Origin of the sequence: Chryseobacterium salivictor (assembly GCF_004359195.1) — a bacterium.
GTDB lineage: Bacteria > Bacteroidota > Bacteroidia > Flavobacteriales > Weeksellaceae > Kaistella > Kaistella salivictor.
Genome location: NZ_CP037954.1, coordinates 2764338 through 2781405, shown reverse-complemented (window position 1 = coordinate 2781405; position 17068 = coordinate 2764338). Strand labels below are relative to the sequence as shown.

General features: G+C 39.2%; 15 protein-coding genes and 1 pseudogene. 7 read left to right on the top strand and 9 right to left on the bottom strand.

All coding sequences use genetic code 11. From position 1 onward, the window contains the following. The first annotated feature begins 216 nt into the window (after window positions 1–216). The 4 genes from NBC122_RS12630 to NBC122_RS12610 all read left to right on the top strand — a co-directional run bounded on the left by NBC122_RS12630 (window position 217) and on the right by NBC122_RS12610 (window position 4201). The gene (locus NBC122_RS12630; protein ID WP_133440720.1) at window positions 217–894 is read left to right on the top strand and encodes a hypothetical protein; all 678 of its coding nucleotides are present in this window, start codon (window positions 217–219) and stop codon (window positions 892–894) included. Window positions 895–1206: 312 nt separating this feature from the next. Then, on the top strand, window positions 1207–2223 hold the full coding sequence (locus NBC122_RS12620; protein ID WP_133440719.1) for a PliI family lysozyme inhibitor of I-type lysozyme: 1017 nt from the start codon (window positions 1207–1209) through the stop codon (window positions 2221–2223). A gap of 514 nt (window positions 2224–2737) precedes the next feature. Next, the gene (locus NBC122_RS12615; protein ID WP_246012370.1) at window positions 2738–3568 is read left to right on the top strand and encodes a helix-turn-helix domain-containing protein; all 831 of its coding nucleotides are present in this window, start codon (window positions 2738–2740) and stop codon (window positions 3566–3568) included. Between the two features lie 93 nt (window positions 3569–3661). Further along, a complete protein-coding gene (locus NBC122_RS12610) occupies window positions 3662–4201 on the top strand; it encodes a DapH/DapD/GlmU-related protein (protein ID WP_133440718.1) in 540 nt (179 codons plus the stop codon). Between the two features lie 232 nt (window positions 4202–4433). Here the strand turns inward: NBC122_RS12610 and NBC122_RS12605 are convergent, their stop codons facing one another. Then, window positions 4434–5135: a response regulator transcription factor gene (locus NBC122_RS12605; protein WP_165983221.1), complete on the bottom strand. Its 702-nt coding sequence runs from the start codon at window positions 5133–5135 to the stop codon at window positions 4434–4436. A gap of 470 nt (window positions 5136–5605) precedes the next feature. Here NBC122_RS12605 and NBC122_RS12600 point away from each other — a divergent pair, with 470 nt between their 5' ends. Next, window positions 5606–6448 (top strand): toxin-antitoxin system YwqK family antitoxin, encoded by an 843-nt coding sequence (locus NBC122_RS12600; protein WP_133440716.1) that lies wholly within the window; start codon window positions 5606–5608, stop codon window positions 6446–6448. A gap of 324 nt (window positions 6449–6772) precedes the next feature. Here NBC122_RS12600 and NBC122_RS12595 read toward each other — a convergent pair whose 3' ends face one another. The 7 genes and pseudogenes from NBC122_RS12595 to NBC122_RS12565 all read right to left on the bottom strand — a co-directional run. Next, window positions 6773–7627 carry a helix-turn-helix domain-containing protein gene (locus tag NBC122_RS12595; protein WP_133440715.1) on the bottom strand — a complete coding sequence of 285 codons (855 nt, stop codon included), beginning with the start codon at window positions 7625–7627 and terminating at the stop codon, window positions 6773–6775. A gap of 70 nt (window positions 7628–7697) precedes the next feature. Continuing rightward, entirely contained in the window at window positions 7698–8366 is a 669-nt protein-coding gene (locus NBC122_RS12590; RefSeq protein WP_133440714.1) for an ankyrin repeat domain-containing protein, read from the bottom strand. 13 nt (window positions 8367–8379) lie between these two features. Next, entirely contained in the window at window positions 8380–9711 is a 1332-nt protein-coding gene (locus NBC122_RS12585) for an amidohydrolase (protein WP_133440713.1), read from the bottom strand. A gap of 332 nt (window positions 9712–10043) precedes the next feature. Continuing rightward, a complete protein-coding gene (locus NBC122_RS12580) occupies window positions 10044–10673 on the bottom strand; it encodes a chloramphenicol acetyltransferase (protein ID WP_133440712.1) in 630 nt (209 codons plus the stop codon). A gap of 314 nt (window positions 10674–10987) precedes the next feature. After that, on the bottom strand, window positions 10988–12829 hold the full coding sequence (locus NBC122_RS12575; RefSeq protein ID WP_133440711.1) for a Xaa-Pro dipeptidyl-peptidase: 1842 nt from the start codon (window positions 12827–12829) through the stop codon (window positions 10988–10990). Between the two features lie 701 nt (window positions 12830–13530). Next, window positions 13531–14052 (bottom strand): GNAT family N-acetyltransferase, encoded by a 522-nt coding sequence (locus NBC122_RS12570; RefSeq protein WP_133440710.1) that lies wholly within the window; start codon window positions 14050–14052, stop codon window positions 13531–13533. 26 nt (window positions 14053–14078) lie between these two features. Further along, window positions 14079–14267, bottom strand: a pseudogene (locus tag NBC122_RS12565) (DMT family transporter); the annotation flags it as partial. A gap of 355 nt (window positions 14268–14622) precedes the next feature. Here NBC122_RS12565 and NBC122_RS12560 point away from each other — a divergent pair. Both NBC122_RS12560 and NBC122_RS12555 read left to right on the top strand, forming a co-directional pair. Then, window positions 14623–15813, top strand: a complete 1191-nt coding sequence (locus NBC122_RS12560; protein WP_133440709.1) for an ATP-binding protein — start codon at window positions 14623–14625, stop codon at window positions 15811–15813. A 386-nt stretch (window positions 15814–16199) separates the two neighbouring features. Continuing rightward, on the top strand, window positions 16200–16709 hold the full coding sequence (locus NBC122_RS12555; protein ID WP_133440708.1) for a tetratricopeptide repeat protein: 510 nt from the start codon (window positions 16200–16202) through the stop codon (window positions 16707–16709). A 105-nt stretch (window positions 16710–16814) separates the two neighbouring features. Here NBC122_RS12555 and NBC122_RS12550 read toward each other — a convergent pair whose 3' ends face one another. Then, the gene (locus NBC122_RS12550; RefSeq protein WP_133440707.1) at window positions 16815–17006 is read right to left on the bottom strand and encodes a hypothetical protein; all 192 of its coding nucleotides are present in this window, start codon (window positions 17004–17006) and stop codon (window positions 16815–16817) included. Between the last annotated feature and the right edge of the window lie 62 nt (window positions 17007–17068).

The following is a 17068-nucleotide window of genomic DNA, read 5'->3' as shown; positions in this document are numbered from 1 at the left end:
TGGGTTTTTGAGTGATTCAGTGTTTAGGTGGTGGCTATGAATCACGGACTGCATATCCGCGATATTGGTGAGTTTGCCTTTATCCATCGAAATGGGGTGAAGCAACCTGCGGTCTTTAGACAATGGGGCATACTATAACCATACTATATCTATACTATATTCATTCTATATCTATTGGATTCGTTATCTTTGGGAATATTTATAACTCTTACCAAGATGGCAGAACTTAAAGGTGTCCTTAAAATTACCGGAAAGCTGGGCGGGCTTTCGTTTTATGAAATGAACGGCAAGATCATCGCGCGTACTCCGGGCGGTTTTGACGGCAAAAAGATCCGGAAGGAAGAAAAATACGTGAACGTAAGAAATAATGCTTCTGAATTTGGACGCTGTTCAAAATTTGGCGGAAAACTGCGGCGTGCTCTTCAGCCTTTTGTAAAGGATCTGAATGATCCCCAACTTCATGGTAGAATGGCCAAGATGCTGCACGATCTGGTGAAGATGGATACCGTTTCCGCAAAGGGTGAGCGGACGGTGCAACTGGGTCTGCAACATGCTGAAAGCACAAAAATTCTGAGCGGTTTTATGTGGAACCTTACTGATGGAAAAAGATGCAGGTATGATTACGACCAGCGGACGCTTTTTTTTGACCGTATTCCTAAGGGAAGTACGAAAGCTGAGGTTACGCTGCGGTCTATTAATCCTGATGAGGGACAGGATTCCTTGAAATATGTGGATGTGGTTTTTGAGGTTTCGCTTCCGTGTGCTTCGTTTTTTATTCCTGAGGATGAGGTATTTGAAGCTGTTCACGAAGGAGTGCTGAAATTTGCGCTGATCCGGTTTTTTGATGGGAGCGGCATACTGTTGCCCGGGAAAACGACTGTGGAGTTGGGGTAGGATTGAGTGATTGAGTGGTGGGTGAATTGGGTGAATGGGTGAATGATGCTGGATGCTGGGTGTTGGCAATTGAGTGATTGAGTGATTGAGTGATTGAGTGATTGAGTGGTTGAGTGATTGGGTGGTTTTGTGATGGGTGAATTGTGAATGGATGAATGATGCTGGATATTTATATGGCCAAGTTTAGGGTAAGGATTCTGTGCAGTAAAAGTCACGGATTAGAAATCCGCGCAATGGGAGTGCACTTAATAGGTGTATCTTTGCGCGATAGTTGCAGATCAGTAACAAACCCCTAATTTAATAGCCACGAAAATGAACATTTTTAAAAAAAGCACTTTAATTGCTGTAATAGTAAGTACAGTTTTAAGTTGCAAAAACAACTCAGAAAAAACCGAAACAGATATTAAGACCGCAGAACAAAGTATTTATACAGATGACTCCGGTAAATCTGTATCAGGCTTGGTGGGAGATTATGTTTCTTCAAGTTATAACAGACGGAATGAAGGTTACGACTGGGTGGCTGTATCTGTAACTCAATTGGCAAACAACAGTATTCATATTTCAGTACGCTCCCGCGCTGATAAGAAGAAACCAACCTGTACTTTTGATGCCGATGCTTCAGAAATAGAGGAAAATGTCTATAGAGCAACTGTTAACGGCAAGAATATTCTGTTCACCTTTAAAAACAACACCGTTACCATTGCTTCTGAAAAACCAGAAGATGGTGGATTGCTAAATTATTACTGTTCAGGCGGAGGTAGTTTAGGTGATGTTTATACAAAAATTGGTGATCCAATAGATAAAAAACAAACCGACCCAAGAATTTTTACGAAAACATTGTCTCTTCAAAATATAGGATTTGATGTAAGTACTGCAGGTAAAGGTTCTATACAGGAAATAACCATCCAGCCTTCCGGTTTAAAAGTAGACAATAATAAAATCACAATGGACATTGATGGCTCCGTTACCAATGCCGAAATTGAAGACCTGAACTCAGACGGATTTCCTGAAATTTTAATTTACACGATGTCGGCCGGGAGTGGCAGTTATGGTAACGTGATTGGCTACTCTGTAAATAACGGAAAATCGATGAGCCAAATCTATTTTCCACCTATTGCAGACAATATCAAAGCCAACAAAGGTTACATGGGACACGATGAGTTTGCAGTTGTAGAAACAACATTAGTTCAGCGTTTCAAAACCTTTACTACAGGAGATACCAATAGCAGTCCGACCGGAAATATACGTCAAATACAATACAAATTAAAAGATGGAGAAGCAACACGAAAATTTGTAATTGATAAAATAACTGAATATCCCGGTAAATAAATAATTGTGAATGATGCTGGATGCAGGATGCTGGGTGTTGGCAATTGAGTGATTGAGTGATTGAGTGATTGAGTGATTGAGTGGTGGGTGAATTGGGTGAATTGTGAATGGGTGAATGATGCTGGATGCTGGGTGTTGGCAATTGAGTGATTGAGTGGTGGGTGAACTGGGTGAATTGTGAATGGGTCAATTGGTGAATTTACTTTGCCAAGTTTCGGAAAAAAAAGCCTATTTGTAAATGAAATCTTTGTGTGTTCACGACGGGATTAAAGTATTCATAGTGATAAAAAACGGATATTCATTTAATTTTTAACAGATCAAGCGAAAGGATTGGTTTTAGCGAATCTTCGATTTATCCCGCTTGCAGAAATACCCAACCGTTATAGGAAAACCGATACTGCGAATAAAGATACGATCCTGCGTCTGAACCTTACAGGAATAAGCAATGAACTTTACCGCAAAGTGATCCAAGAATAAATATTCTAAATTTGTTCATTCATAAAGTAACAGCGAAATGATGGAAGTACAAGTAGAGGACCAATTAAAAACCTTAAACTATTCAGGAGTATTCCTTTCGTGCTTTTCAGATTATAGCGAAAAGTGCATTCACTCAACACCTGAACACGTTTTGCTGTATTTGTATTCGGGCGAACAAGTGATTGAAGACCGAAATAAAATTATCAAATTACAGGCAGGTGACTGTGCTTTTATAAGAAGAGACCACCGTTTGAAAATGTACAAAAACAGCAAAGGTGAAGATTTATATAAAGGTATTTCGATGACATTCAAACGCAATGTGCTTCGGGATTTTTACAGCAAAATGAATAAATCTGAAATTCCGAATAAGGTGAAAGTTTCTGATAAAACCGTTTTCAAACTCGAACGAAATCCTGCTATAGAAAGTTTGTTTCAATCTCTCACCCCCTATTTTGACCGTAATATACAACCAACAGAAGGGTTCGTCCATTTGAAATTACTGGAAGGAATTTACGCTTTACTGAACAGCAATGAACAACTTTATCCTATACTTTTTGATTTTGCTGAACCCTGGAAAATTGACCTTCTAGGATTCCTGAACAATAATTATATGGAAGAACTTTCAATGGAACAAATTGCTTCATTCACGGGAAGAAGTTTGGCAACTTTCAAAAGAGATTTCAAGAAAATAAGCAACCTCACTCCGCAAAAATGGCTGATAAGAAAACGCCTGGAAATGGCTTATATCCAACTAAAAGAAGATGGTAAAAAAGTAAAGGATGTTTATCTGGAAGTTGGTTTTAAAAACCCTTCTCATTTCTCAACTGCATTTAAAAAACAATATGGCTTTCCACCAACAGCAATCTGAAAACTGAGCTTTACAGAAAAGCGATTTGAGCCTCACAACAAAGCAGTTGCAAGGCTTTGTTTTTAACTTTGCATTGTAATAATTAATAAGACAATGCAGGAAACAAATATATTCGAGCGATTAAGAAACGGGGAAACCATTCCGGCAAACGACAACCAGGCTTATAAAATGCGTGAAGCTTCTTTTGAAACGAAAAAATTATCGGTTCAGATGAATAATTCGTCCAACCCTGATGAAATCAGAAATTTATTAAGCCAAATTACAGCCACCGAAATTGACGAAAGTGTAACCGTATTTACTCCTTTGCACATTAATTACGGAAAGCATACTAAAATCGGTAAAAATGTATTTATCAATTTCGATTGTGTGTTTCTGGATTTAGGTGGAATTACCATTGAAGACAATGTGTTGATCGCTCCAAAAGTGAGTTTATTATCTGAAGGTCATCCCATTTCTCCCGAACAAAGACCATCGTTAAATGTTGGGCACATTCACCTCAAAAAAAATGCCTGGATTGGCGCCAATGCCACCATTTTACAGGGGGTAACTATTGGCGAAAATTCAATCGTAGCAGCAGGATCAGTTGTTTTCAAAGATGTTCCTGATAATACCATGGTGGGTGGAATTCCTTAAAGAATAATTAAAAAAATTTAATTAAAAAAAATAGGGTGGGAGATGATAGAAATCAATCCGGGAGAAAATCTATACAGTAATCGGCATTAGCGGGTTCAGGTATGTCCAGTTCAACTAGAGGGATTTATATACTTTTAGCGCACGACAGCATGTCTTTCTTTGGCACTTCGGCTGCGCTCAGTGACCAAGTTGGGCGGTGCTCAGTGTTGAAGTTCGGCTCCGTTTACACTGACTAAACCAATTCAAAAGCCATCGCGAATTTAAGCAGCTCGGCAAAAGAAGTAGACTCGGTTTTCCGGATGATATTTTTTCGGTGGGTGCGTACCGTATGCACGGAAATAAACAATGCTTCAGCGATTTCTTTTGATGACTTCCCTTTTGCAATTTTATCAATAATGTTTTTTTCCTGTTTGGTGAGCAACGCAAATTGTTTGTAATGGTTTTTGATATAATGATCTTCATCCAATACCTTGCTGACACGACCAATGACACGGTCTATTCCCTCCACAGGACTCGAAAGAATAATCATCTGGTTCCGTGTAGCTTCTGCAGTTGGCTTCTCCAGGAGTTTACAGATTGAATAAAACCAGGTGTAATCTGTCTGGTTATGAAGTTTTACCCGTTGAAAAAAATTGTATTGCTTTGAGAAATCAGCTTCATCCAAGTAGTTTTGAATTCCTTTAAAAATTGCCAGCGATTCTTCTTTTATAAAATATCTTTCATAATAGGCTTCACCCAATGTATTCACTTCTTCAGCAGAGGTTCCCAAACGCTCGCATCCCCAATTATTCATGTAATTCACCCCCAAAGGCTGCATTTCATTCAAATCATGCAGCATCACCGCAGCGGGTAGAATACTGCCCAAATCATCAATGCCATGTGCGTTCTGTTTTAAATTCTTTTGAACCCCATGAAGTTGCCTGTTAAGTTCCATTTCTTGAAATGAAAAAATTGTGTTTTTGCCTGTCATTTTGATAAAGTATTAAGTAACAAGATGATAAAATTAATAAAATTTTATTAAAAATACCCCCTATTAGGTATTTTATACCCATTGTAATTGTAGGAACTTTGAAGAATTCATTCCTGTACGATCAGGAACGGATACGATTGAAAAAATAACAGCAGGTCTTTTGGGGTTGACCTGTTTGTTGACCGTAACAAAAGGAACCGCTCAAAAAAACCGATGCACCTTATCCCGTAACTCAACAAGAAACCCTTCTGGAAGTCAATATCTATTATCAAACAGAAAAGTATTGCGACAGCGAAAAGAAGAACGACACGTGTTTAGCTAACCTTATAGAAATCTAGAACCGTGGCAGGAATAGCATTGTAAAGGACAAGAAAAAGCGAAATATTGGGAAGAGATCCGAAGAAAAAAATAACAACAATCATATTACAGAAATTATGAAACCATTTATTACCATTTTCGTCCTTATTTTAGGATTTGGGTTAGGTCATGCACAAATAAAAGAGAAAAAGGAGTATTATTCCAACGGAACCCTTAAACATCACAGTTATTATAAGACAGATTCAGATGGCTGGCCAGTAAGAGAAGGAAAATGGAAAGACTATTATGATAATGGCAATCTGCAATATTTTACGTTTTACGTTAAGGGCAAACGGGAAGGAAAAGAGGAAAAATATTATGAAACGGGAGAACTGGAGTCTGTGGAAAGTTATAAAAACGGAATGTCTCAAAATGATGAAAAAACATATTACAAAAATGGAAAAGAAGTAACAGCTGTTAAAAATTCGTTAGGACAAAAGATAAAAACGACGAATGTTAATGCTCATTTTGTACAGGTTGATTTTCCTGCAGAACGTCAATCCATTCAATTATTTACCAATCCTCTAAAAGTAGAAGGTTATTATTTTTCAGGTTTAAAGTTTAAAGTTCCTGAAGATGGTTATCTTTATTGGAATTTTCAGCTCCAAAAAAACAATGAAGTCGATAACTTTTACATCGTCAGCGCCGATGCAGAGGATCATGACCTTGACAAAAGATACTTTACCCGAATGGCGTTCAAAATTTCTAAGGATAAAGATCAATTCAGCGATTGGATTATCCAAAAATCATCAGAAAAACTCAAAGCAAATACAGAATATGTTATTTATTTTAAGTCCAAAGAGGTAAAACCACGACCTGAAAAGCTAACATTTGAACTGAAATTATCGGCAACAAACGAAGAGAAACTTGGTGCGTTTTTTAAAAACTCTTTTGAAGGTGGGCTTTTGAGAGACTATTAGGTGAATGATGTTGGCAATTGAGTGGTTGAGTGGTTGAGTGAATTGGGTGAATTGTGAATGGGTGAATGGGTGAATGATGCTGGATGCTGGATGTTGGCGATTGAGTGATTGAGTGGTTGGGCGATTGAGTAGTTGGTGAATTGGGTGAATTGTGAATGGGTGAATGGGTGAATGATGCTGGATGCTGGATGTTGGTGATTGAGTGGTTGGGTGATTGAGTGGTTGGTGAATTTGGTTGAATTGTGAATGGGTGAATGATGCTGGATTGGGTGTTGGCAATTGAGTAATTGAGTGGTTGTGTGGTGGGTGAATTGGATTTTTCATTCAGAAAATCTTCTCTTTGAATTGAGTCGGTGTCAATCCTGTATTTGATTTAAAAAATTTCGAAAAACTCGCATGGTCATAGAAACCAAGATCATAAACAATATCTTTTACCGACATTTCAGACACTTTGAGCAGACGTTTAGCTTCGAGTAAAATTCTATTCTGAATTAAAGAAGAAGCGGAAGTGTTGAGAAATTTTTTCGACATAATGTTTAAATAGTTCGCCGAAATATGAAGCTTCTCAGCATAAAAAGAAACAGACCGCTCTTCTTTGAAATTCAAATCAATTAAATTTAAAAATTTTGAAATAACAGGATTAGCGTGAATTGCCTCATCATTTTTGAAACGCTCTTCAACAGATCTGCTTAGCATCAGACCAATTGTTTCACATCTTTTCTGTACCATTTCCCAAAAGATATTTTGTGCTTCCACTTCTTTTTTAATGCATTGAAACTCATACAAAACAGACTGGAAGGCATCCTCAGAAAGAGTAATAACCGGATGATTCTGATAAAACAAAGCTGAAAACCGGAGCGACGAAAGAAGATTTTCCAACCAGGATCTGCTGATCATCAATTGATAGCCTACCGTTCCTTTTTTAATATACCAGTGGTGCACCTGATCAGGAAAGACCAAATGAACCTGATGATCCTGAATGGGATACGAAATAAAATCGATGACATGAGTGCCCCTTCCTTTTTCAAAAATATTGAGAATAAAAAAATCATGCTTATGGGGCAGATCGATTGAACGCTCACCATGGAGCTCATTGAATAAAAGCGGTCCTCCAGAATTTTCAGTATTACTGAAGTCCTGAAGACCCAAGACGGGAAAGTGATCTGCCTGTTGGTTCATCCTGAATGATTTTTCGCCTAAAATTAGTAAAATTTAAAACAGAAAAGCATTCAAAATGCAACGCTGTATTTTAAGATTCCAATATTTTCACCATTTCTCTGAAGCCTAATGATTTTGAATGCTGTAAAGCGGTTACGCCGTCCTGATCAGGAATATTCAAATCCGCACCTGCATTTTTTAAGATATGGATGATCTGCTGATATTTTTCGCTGCCATCACCCAGGACCACCGCTTCCATGAGTGCTGTCCATCCCAATCTATTCACATGATCGACAGGGAAACCTTTGGTATGGGCGAGAACTTTTACGGTTTCCACATGGCCTCTTTCGCAGGCAGGAATCAAAGCTGTTCCGTTGTAACGGTTAAAAACATCAAACCGGGCGCCGTTTTTCAAAAATAACTGTACCAATTCGGTTTGTCCGCTTGCTCCGGCGTATAAAAAAGCACTGTCCGTCTGGGTGTCCTGAAGATTTACATCTGCTTTATACGCGACCAGAACTTTGGCCATTTCTGTTTGTTTTCCTACTACTGCAATCAGTAAGAGTGATCTGCCTTTTTGATCGGTCATATTAACGTCAGCGCCTTTGTCTAAAGCATTTTTTACGTGAAAGATGTCATTTTGCATCACCAGATTCACTAAATTTTCCTGTTGCATTCTGTTTTCTTTTAAATGGTGAACGGTATTTTTTTTGCAGGCGCCCACACTGCAAAAAGCGAATAGAAAAAATAAAATTTTCATTGATCTTTAGGTGTTAAAATACCATATTTCCCTTATGAATCAATGATTTCACTTCTGATATCCTCGAAACTGCTTCGGCCGAACAACTCGCATCCAGAAAAACCAAATCCGCATCATCTCCTGCTTTTGGCCATTGCTGATTTCCTTTATCATCCAGAGGAAGCACATTCGCCGTAGCGAGTTTTAAACTTCTGGATAATAAAAACTCAGTCGACTGACCATACAATTGTGCATAGAGATTGGCTTTTTCCAAAACACTTCCGGTTCCGTAGGTATTCCAGTGATCTACGATGCTGTCGTTTCCTGTATAAACCGTTACTCCATGCTTTTGCAAGGTCGGAAGTGGCATGATGAGTTTTCCAAAAGGAATCGTGGACACAATTCCTACCTGGGCATTTCCTAATTTTTCGGCAATCTCTTCCTGTTTGTTTTGATCCAGTTTCCCTAAAACAAAACAGTGACTCAGAAACGTTTTTCCTTTCAAAGCCGTATTTTCATTGACTTTATCAATCAGGTATTCCACGGTTTTCAAACCTGATTCTCCGCTTTCGTGAAGGTGGATATCTATTCCTTTTTGATGGTCTAAGGCAAGCTGTACCGTAAAATCAATGGTCTTCTCAATGGCTCCATCGATGCTGTAAGGATCTACACCACCAATAAAATCGATATCCATTGTTGCGGCTTCTTTTAAATAAGGGACAGCATTTTTATAAAAGACGCCATGTTGCGGAAAAGCGACCAACTCGGCACCAAAAGTTTTCTTCTTGTTTTCTAAAGCTTTCTGCAGATTTTTTAACGAATCTAATTTGGAAGTGGGCTCGATATTCACATGACTTCTGGCAAAAGAAGTTCCTTTGGAATGCAGCAGTTTAATCATTTTTTCTGCTTTCTCAGTAGAGGTTTTCAGCAGTTCGGGCATCAGTTGTTCTTCCAGCTCAATCATTCCTTTTACACCGCCTTTTCTTTTTCTTACTGCCTGCCATTTTTCACCGTAGAACGTTTTATCCAAATGAATGTGCATGTCTTTGAACGCCGGAAGCATCAGGAATCCTTTGGCGTCAACTGCTTTTGCACTGGTATTATTTGGAGCTATTTTTAAAATCTTACCGTTTTCCACTTCGATGAGAAATAAATCTGTTTTTGTTGCAATCACTTCCCCTTCTTCATATTGAAAGCCGGTTTCGAGCCTTACATTTTTTAGGATGAGTTTTCCGTTGGTGGAGCTATTTTCATCATTTAAAAGAGAAGTTGCCCTCATGATATTGGGAGTTAAGGTGAGACCAGCCACTGCTAATGCTGAATTTCTAAGGAAATTTTTACGCGATATATTCTTTGAATAATTCATAATCTATTATTTACGACAAAAATAAACAGATGACCGATAGAACATCGGTAAGATTTATCCCATTATCTGTACAATTTATTAAAAACAGAAAAGGATAAGGAGAAAATGCATCCCTCAGGAAGAATTGCGTGATGGGTGAATTGGTGAATGATGCTGGATGCTGGATGTTGGCAATTAAGTGATTGAGTGATTGAGTGATTGAGTGATTGGGTGTTGGGTGAATTGTGAATGATGCTGGATGTTTATATAGCGAAGTTTCGGATGATAATTCTGTGCCGTAAAAGTCACGGATTAGAGATGTGCGCCATCGCAGAGCGGGAGACCGGCAGTTTTTATTCATTGTCAAGTTGCCTTTGAAACTCAGTCAGGTATTTTGCCAAATGAAAACCATCTGCTAATCCATGATGTGCTTCGATGGAGACCGGTAAATATTTCTTGCCCTCCCGAATACTGAACTTCCCAAAGGTAACTTTAGGAACTGATTCTGTTTTGTCAAAATCCGTAGGATGTAATAGTCCAGTAAAAGAAGTCCATGGAATGGTAGAATGCCGGATTAAGTCTTTTTTTACATCATCATTGTTTAACCGCAAACCACTGGAGTTCTGTACGGCTCTGATTTCTTCCTGCAGTTCATTATTGAAGGTTTCGAAATTATCTGAAAAGTTGACAAAGGCAAATCCAAAAGTTCCGTCTCCTCTCCCAATCGTGCAACCAGCATGGATCTTATCGAATAATACCACCTGATGATCAACAATTCTTAATTTCAATTCTTCAACTGAATTGATCGCAGCCATTGATTTATGAAGATAACAGGCAAAAAACGACTGTCCTTTTTCTTTAGCTTTTTCATGAGCGACAGTACAATCAACCTCAGTTGTAATTCCAAAATAGGGGCTTGCCATTTTTGAGAAGAATTCAAAATGTTCCTTTCTGTTCCATTTTTCGGTGTCGATTACTTTCATGTAGGTTGTTAATTTAATATCGTGTTTTAAGTGAGACAGTATTTTCAGACGAATTTATGGAGCTCACAAGATTAAAAAATAAGCCAAAATTCAGGTGGTCAATTTGCTCCGAATTTGGGAGGTCAATTTGACTTTTTTTATATTTAAATGCTAAAAAAAACTTACAATTTTGCGAATTTTATTTGTTGATATCGTCGCAATCTGGATGAAGCCGTAAATTGAGGTCAGAAGAATCTGCGATTTCGAAATAAGAATTCCCCGAACCTCATTCACGTATAAGCCAGTCCCATAAAAAGCTGAACTTAAATCATCATTTAATTCGTTACTGCATTTGTAAAAGCTTCCGAACCGCCCACAATGGGCAAAGTCAGCTTTGTTCCATCCAGATCAACGGTTAATTCGGTTCCCGGTTCCGGGTGTAAGGTGAACTCTTTATCACTTGAAAAAATCATTAACCCGATCTGCTGTCCTTTTTTGATGATTTGATCGTCGGGCATTAAATCGAAGGATATTTCATAGTATTTACCGGGAATTAAAGGTTCGCTTTTTCTGATGGAAGCATGGTTTTGAGGATCGGCCCAACCGCGGGTAATGATATTGTCCGTTATTTTTGCTGCTCTGCCCTCATTCCAGGGAAGTGAGACCAACCAGACGGATAAATTGGCAGCAGGCTTACTGCTTGCCAGTCTGACGGTGATTTTTGGGACTCCCGAAAGATGCAGGTCTTTTGAAAACTTTGGAGTAACATATAATAAACGGTGATTGGTATTTTCAGCTCTGGCTAAACTTTCACCGCTAAATGAATAATTATCAACCAGGGTTTCTTTGCCCTGACCGGCAGCTTTGGTCATTATTAAACCGCCTACTTTTGGCGCACCTTCCGTTAAATAAAAGGTTACGTCTTTCGCTTCCGGGTTCGGATAATCCCGGTAAGGTGTTGGCTGATCAGGAGCATCATTCTCGCGAACGATAAAGGCTTTATTCTGTTCTTTCTGGATGCCGTTATCAATCCCAAATAAATAATGGGTAAACCATCTGTTCATCATTTCGAAGGGTGGCGGTCCGCCGTGACCATTTTGGTGGTAGTAAATGGCTGTTTCCAAGCCCATTTCTCTGGCTTTTTTATAAATACGGTAACTGTGCTCCGGCATCACATTCCAATCGTTAAAACCGTGAGCCATTAAGAGGGCCGCTTTCATCTTCGGCATGTGGTTAAGGTAATCGCGTCCTGCCCAAAAACTGTTGTAATCACCGGTAATGCGGTCCATTCCATTTTTCATTTCGGTGTCCCGGATTTTCGCATTGCTGTAGGCGCGTTTAGATTCATCACCACTGTGAATAAAGTCGTACAAAACATCAACGTCTTCTCCTAAGTAGCCACCGGGTGACCGCACCAATCCATTAGAACGGTAGTAGTGGTAATACGAAGTATTGGGCGCTACCGGAATGATCACTTCCAGGCCTTTTACGCCAGTTGTAGCGGCGGCAAGCGGAATAGTTCCGTTGTAGGAAGTTCCGGTCATGCCTACTTTTCCGGTAGTCCAGTACGCTTTTACTTTTTCATTTCCGTCAGCGGAAGTGTATCCGTTTGCCCTGCCGTTGAGCCAATCTATGACGGCTTTTGGAGCTAAAGATTCGTTATCGCCGCCCACGGTGGGTGAACCCTGCGACAAACCGGTACCCGGAGAAGAGGAGTGAACTACAATAAAACCACGGGGTACCCAGGTTGCAATGAGGGAGTTGGAAATAATGGGACGGGTCCCTGTGCGAACAACTTCTGCATGAACGCGTTCTTTTCCGGCTGCTCCCAATTCATGACTGACATTCCAGAAAGCACCTTCTACATCAGGAGCAACCCCAGAATAGTAAGGACTCGATTCATAGATGACCGGAAGCTTTAATCCTTCAGTTTCGGTTTGATAAGGTCGGGTAATATCCACGTGCATGCGGTCTTTTTTACCATCACCATCGGTATCAAAAGTCGTTTCTACCCAAAGATCAGTTCTGATCCATTGGTTGGCATCTTTAAATTCCGGTACGATCTGGGCTTCACCATTGGTAAAAACAGGGCTTGCTTTTACCCTGTTTTGCGCATCTGCGGAGCAGAATGCAGTAATTGTTAATAAAAGGAAACCTGATTTGATTAGTGTATTCATCCTGTTTTTTGTCATTATAATTTTTATGGTAAGGCTGTGCTTTGCCGATTGACGGCAGCTGCAAGTTTTAAAAGTTTTTAATTTTTGTCTATGGTCTAATTATCCCGGTAAAGGCAAACGTAAATGTAGTAAAAAATATTTTGCTTAATAGAGGATAGACGAATAGATAATAGAGGATAGACAATAGACGAATAGATAATAGAGGATAGACAATAGAGGATAGACGCATAGATAATAGAGGATAGACGCATAGATAATAGACAAATAGATAATAGAGGATAGACGAATAGATAATAGAGGATAGACGCATAGATAATAGACAAATAGATAATAGAGGATAGACGCATAGATAATAGACGAATAGATATTAGAGGATAGAATAATAGATCATAGATAGCAGACAATGGTTTGGTATATATTCCGGGACGGCCAGATTTTTAATCCTTGTGGCTCAGGGTTTAAACCATGAAACTTTGAGGGATACAGAATGCGGAACTTTCGGATTATACAATAGGCTAACTTTTCATACGGTAGCCAACAGGGGTAAGATTCTTCCTACGACTATGCGCTGTCATTGATTCCGTCGAATATCCGGTTTCTGAACGCAAGGCAGCAAAGCCAAACGCCGAAGGAGCAGACCGCGGACTGATGTCAGTTTGCTCCAATGTTTTTCATTATTTACGGCCGCTGCCTTTCTGTTTTCAGCGTAGTTTAAGCTTCATCATGATGTCAGTCTGCTCATCATCTCCTAATTTGAAAATATGCTTATCAAACGCTATAAAACCGTTCTTTTTATAAAAACGGATCGCTCTTGGATTTTCTTCCCAAACGCCTAACCATACATAATGCGAATTTTTCTGTTGGGCAATTTCAATCGCTTTTTCGTAAAGAATCTGTCCGGCTTTCCTGCCGTGAAACTCTTTCAGAACATAAATGCGTTCAATTTCAAGGGCTTTTTCATCTTTTAATTCAGTTTGTGAAGCTCCGAAATTGATTTTTAAATAACCGATGATGCTGTTTTTGGATAACGCAAAATAAAATTCAGAATTTTCATTGTTCAACTCGTTCGTCAGCTTTTCATTGGAAAATCCCTCGGTTAGATATTTTTCTATATTTTTTTCGGTGTTACCTGAAGAAAATGTTTCCGAAAAAGTAGCTCTCCCGATTTTTTGCAGTTTCTCAAGATCTTTTATTGTTACTTTCTGTATGGTGATGTTCTCCATTTCTGTACTTATTTTTTTAGTTTATATTAATGAGCTGATACCGCTTTAAGTCCGACAATTGAACCGATCAAAGTGATAATGAAAAGGATTCGCAGAAAAGTTGCAGGTTCTTTAAATACAATAATTCCAACCAGTACAGTTCCTACTGCTCCGATACCTGTCCACACGGCATAAGCTGTTCCGATTGGCAAGCCCTGGGTGGCTTTTATTAAAAGTCCCCAAACTGACCGCTAACTTCAAATATACACAAATAGCTCAACCCTCAAAATTGTTTTTTTATGATTAATTGTCAGTAATTTATAAAATTAATAGACTTGCGTATTGGGTATAATTTTAATTCCGGGTTATGAAAAATGCGCAGGTCTTTAAGCCGGAACGCTATGGCTTACTGCCGGTACTGAACGGTGACTGGAAAGCGTGTAGGGCTGTGAAAACATAAAAATAGGTATTCTATCAGATATTTCGCTCCTCTATTATTTAAGAATGCTTTCTCTGGAAAGCAATATTTATAAATAAATGCTTTTCATAAACAGCAAAAAAATGTATATTTGCTTCTTAAAAGTAGCAAATATGGAAGATTTATTGTTGGAATTTCAGTCAAAAATAGCAGGTATATCTTTGAATCTACAGCGCTATCTTGTTCATCAAATAGATTTGAGTAACCGTTTGATTGCGGTAAAAGGCGCAAGAGGTGCCGGAAAAACCACTTTACTTCTGCAAATGGCAAAATTGCATTTACCGCTGCAGTCAACCCTTTATGTAAGTTTGGATCATATTTACTTTTTTGATAACAAACTGTATCATTTGGCAAAACAGTTTACCCAGTTCGGAGGGACCTATCTATTGCTCGATGAGGTTCATAAATACCCGGATTGGTCACGGGAAATCAAATTGATTTACGATAATTTCCCGGAGCTCAATGTTATTTTTACTTCGTCTTCAATGCTCGAAATTTATAAGTCCGAATCGGATTTGAGCAGAAGAGCTGTTACCTATCATTTGAAAGAACTGTCTTTCCGGGAGTTTATCACTTTTGAAACCGGGAAAACAGTTCCTGTTTATTCATTTTTGGAACTGCTGGAACACCATAACCGGATTGCCACAGCACTTTTAGATGAGATAAAACCTTTGCCGTTATTTGAAAAATATCTGAAAATCGGAGCGTATCCTTACTACAGAGAAAGTGAGAGTCTTTATATACAGAAACTGCAAAACACGATTAATCTTATCATTGAAATTGATATCAATGCGGTGGAAGATTTGAATTACGACACGTTGGTAAAGCTGAAAAAATTACTCATCAGCGTGGCTTCAAGTGCGCCGTTTACCCCTAATGTCACGAAACTGAGCGAAAAAGTAGGCGTTTCCAGAAACATGTTGGTGCAAAGCATAAAGATTCTGGAACGTGCAGGATTGGTCAATGAACTTTACAGAGATACTTCGGGTATTGGAGTACTTACCAAACCTGAAAAACTGTATCTGAACAACAGCAACCTGATGTATGCTTTGGCAAAAGATAATACAAATGTTGGAAATGTACGTGAAACATTTTTCCTCAACCAATTCAAGGGTTTACACGAAATAAACCGATCAGAAATTGCCGATTTTGTGATCGACAAAACTTATGTGTTTGAGATTGGAGGAAAAAACAAAACCAAAAAACAAATAACAAACGTAGAAAATGCTTACGTTGCGAAAGACGGTATTGAAATCGGTTTTGCAAATATTATTCCGGTTTGGCTTTTTGGTTTGATGTATTAAGAGCCTGTATAAATTTTGTTCTGCAAACTGAAAACAGCGTGAAAATCCCCCGAAGGCGCGATCGATTATTTTGATTAGCCCGGCCGTGTCCGGCCCTCCGTTTTCAGGCAGCCCATTATAAAGCCGGATCAGACCCGCGTGGAAAGCATGCCGAAACTCCCAATAAAATACGTTCCATGGGGCCAAAAAAGCAAAATCAGATCCAATCCCTGGATCTGGGAAAAGATTTGCAGGTGTGCAGGGAAATTCCTGAGCCAAATGAAAGGTGGGGATGCTGCAGGACAGAAATTACTGCAATATCCAAAAAAATACTATTTTTATACTGACGGAAGACCGGTAATTTTTTGTAAGGATTCAGGTCACCGGTAACCCTAAAAGTATCAGTAATGACGCCCAAACAGATAGAACGGATTCAGTTTAAGATTGCAAAAATCAGGAAGGAACTTGCCGCCGATAAAAAGAGGTGGGGAGGTTATTACGACGACAGCCGCGGACTGCGGTATCTGCCCCCTGAACTGTACCTCAGGATACAGGATTATTCGGGCGCTCTCCGGTATTTTAACTGGTTCAGTAAGAATTTTCCTGATGATTCAGGGTATCCTGTATTTTTATTCGAGTGGGCCGTTACGCTCTTTAAAAAAGACAGAATCAAAGAGGCAAAGGCCAAAATTATACAGACCGATCTTGTCAATACCTGGATTGTTCCCGCTTTTCTGGAGGCGGAGAACAGCCGTCCGCCTACTAAGGTGTTTTCAAACTGGCAGATGCCGGATGTTGCTGAGGACATGGGTTATTCAAAGCATGATGCTGAACTGGCAGATTTTGCAGAATGGCTTAGTGATTTTGTGAGCAGTGGGGAAGCTTCGGAGGGGAATACCGGAAATATTGGGGTGTAATTTGGTAATCTGTACCGATGTACTCCCGGCATCATGATTGGAATCCTTCACGTCTGGAGCGCACTTTCGGTAGCCTGTCCGGGATTCTCCTGCCATTTTATACCGCTACTGCCTGCAGATGATCACGGAATAATCACTTAAAATTTCATTCAATAAATCTTCTGTCAGATCAGAGCTTCCCAGTAATACCGTTCTGAAAATTTCAGTTCTGTCCTCAGGGGTCAGCTGATTGAGTTTTTCGGTATCGCGGAAAAACTTCATGAAGGCTTCCGGGGTTATATTTTCAGTGGTTTCCATAGTACGCGACTTTAATCCAGTTGTTCACTATATTGCACATCAGATAAATATTTATTATATTT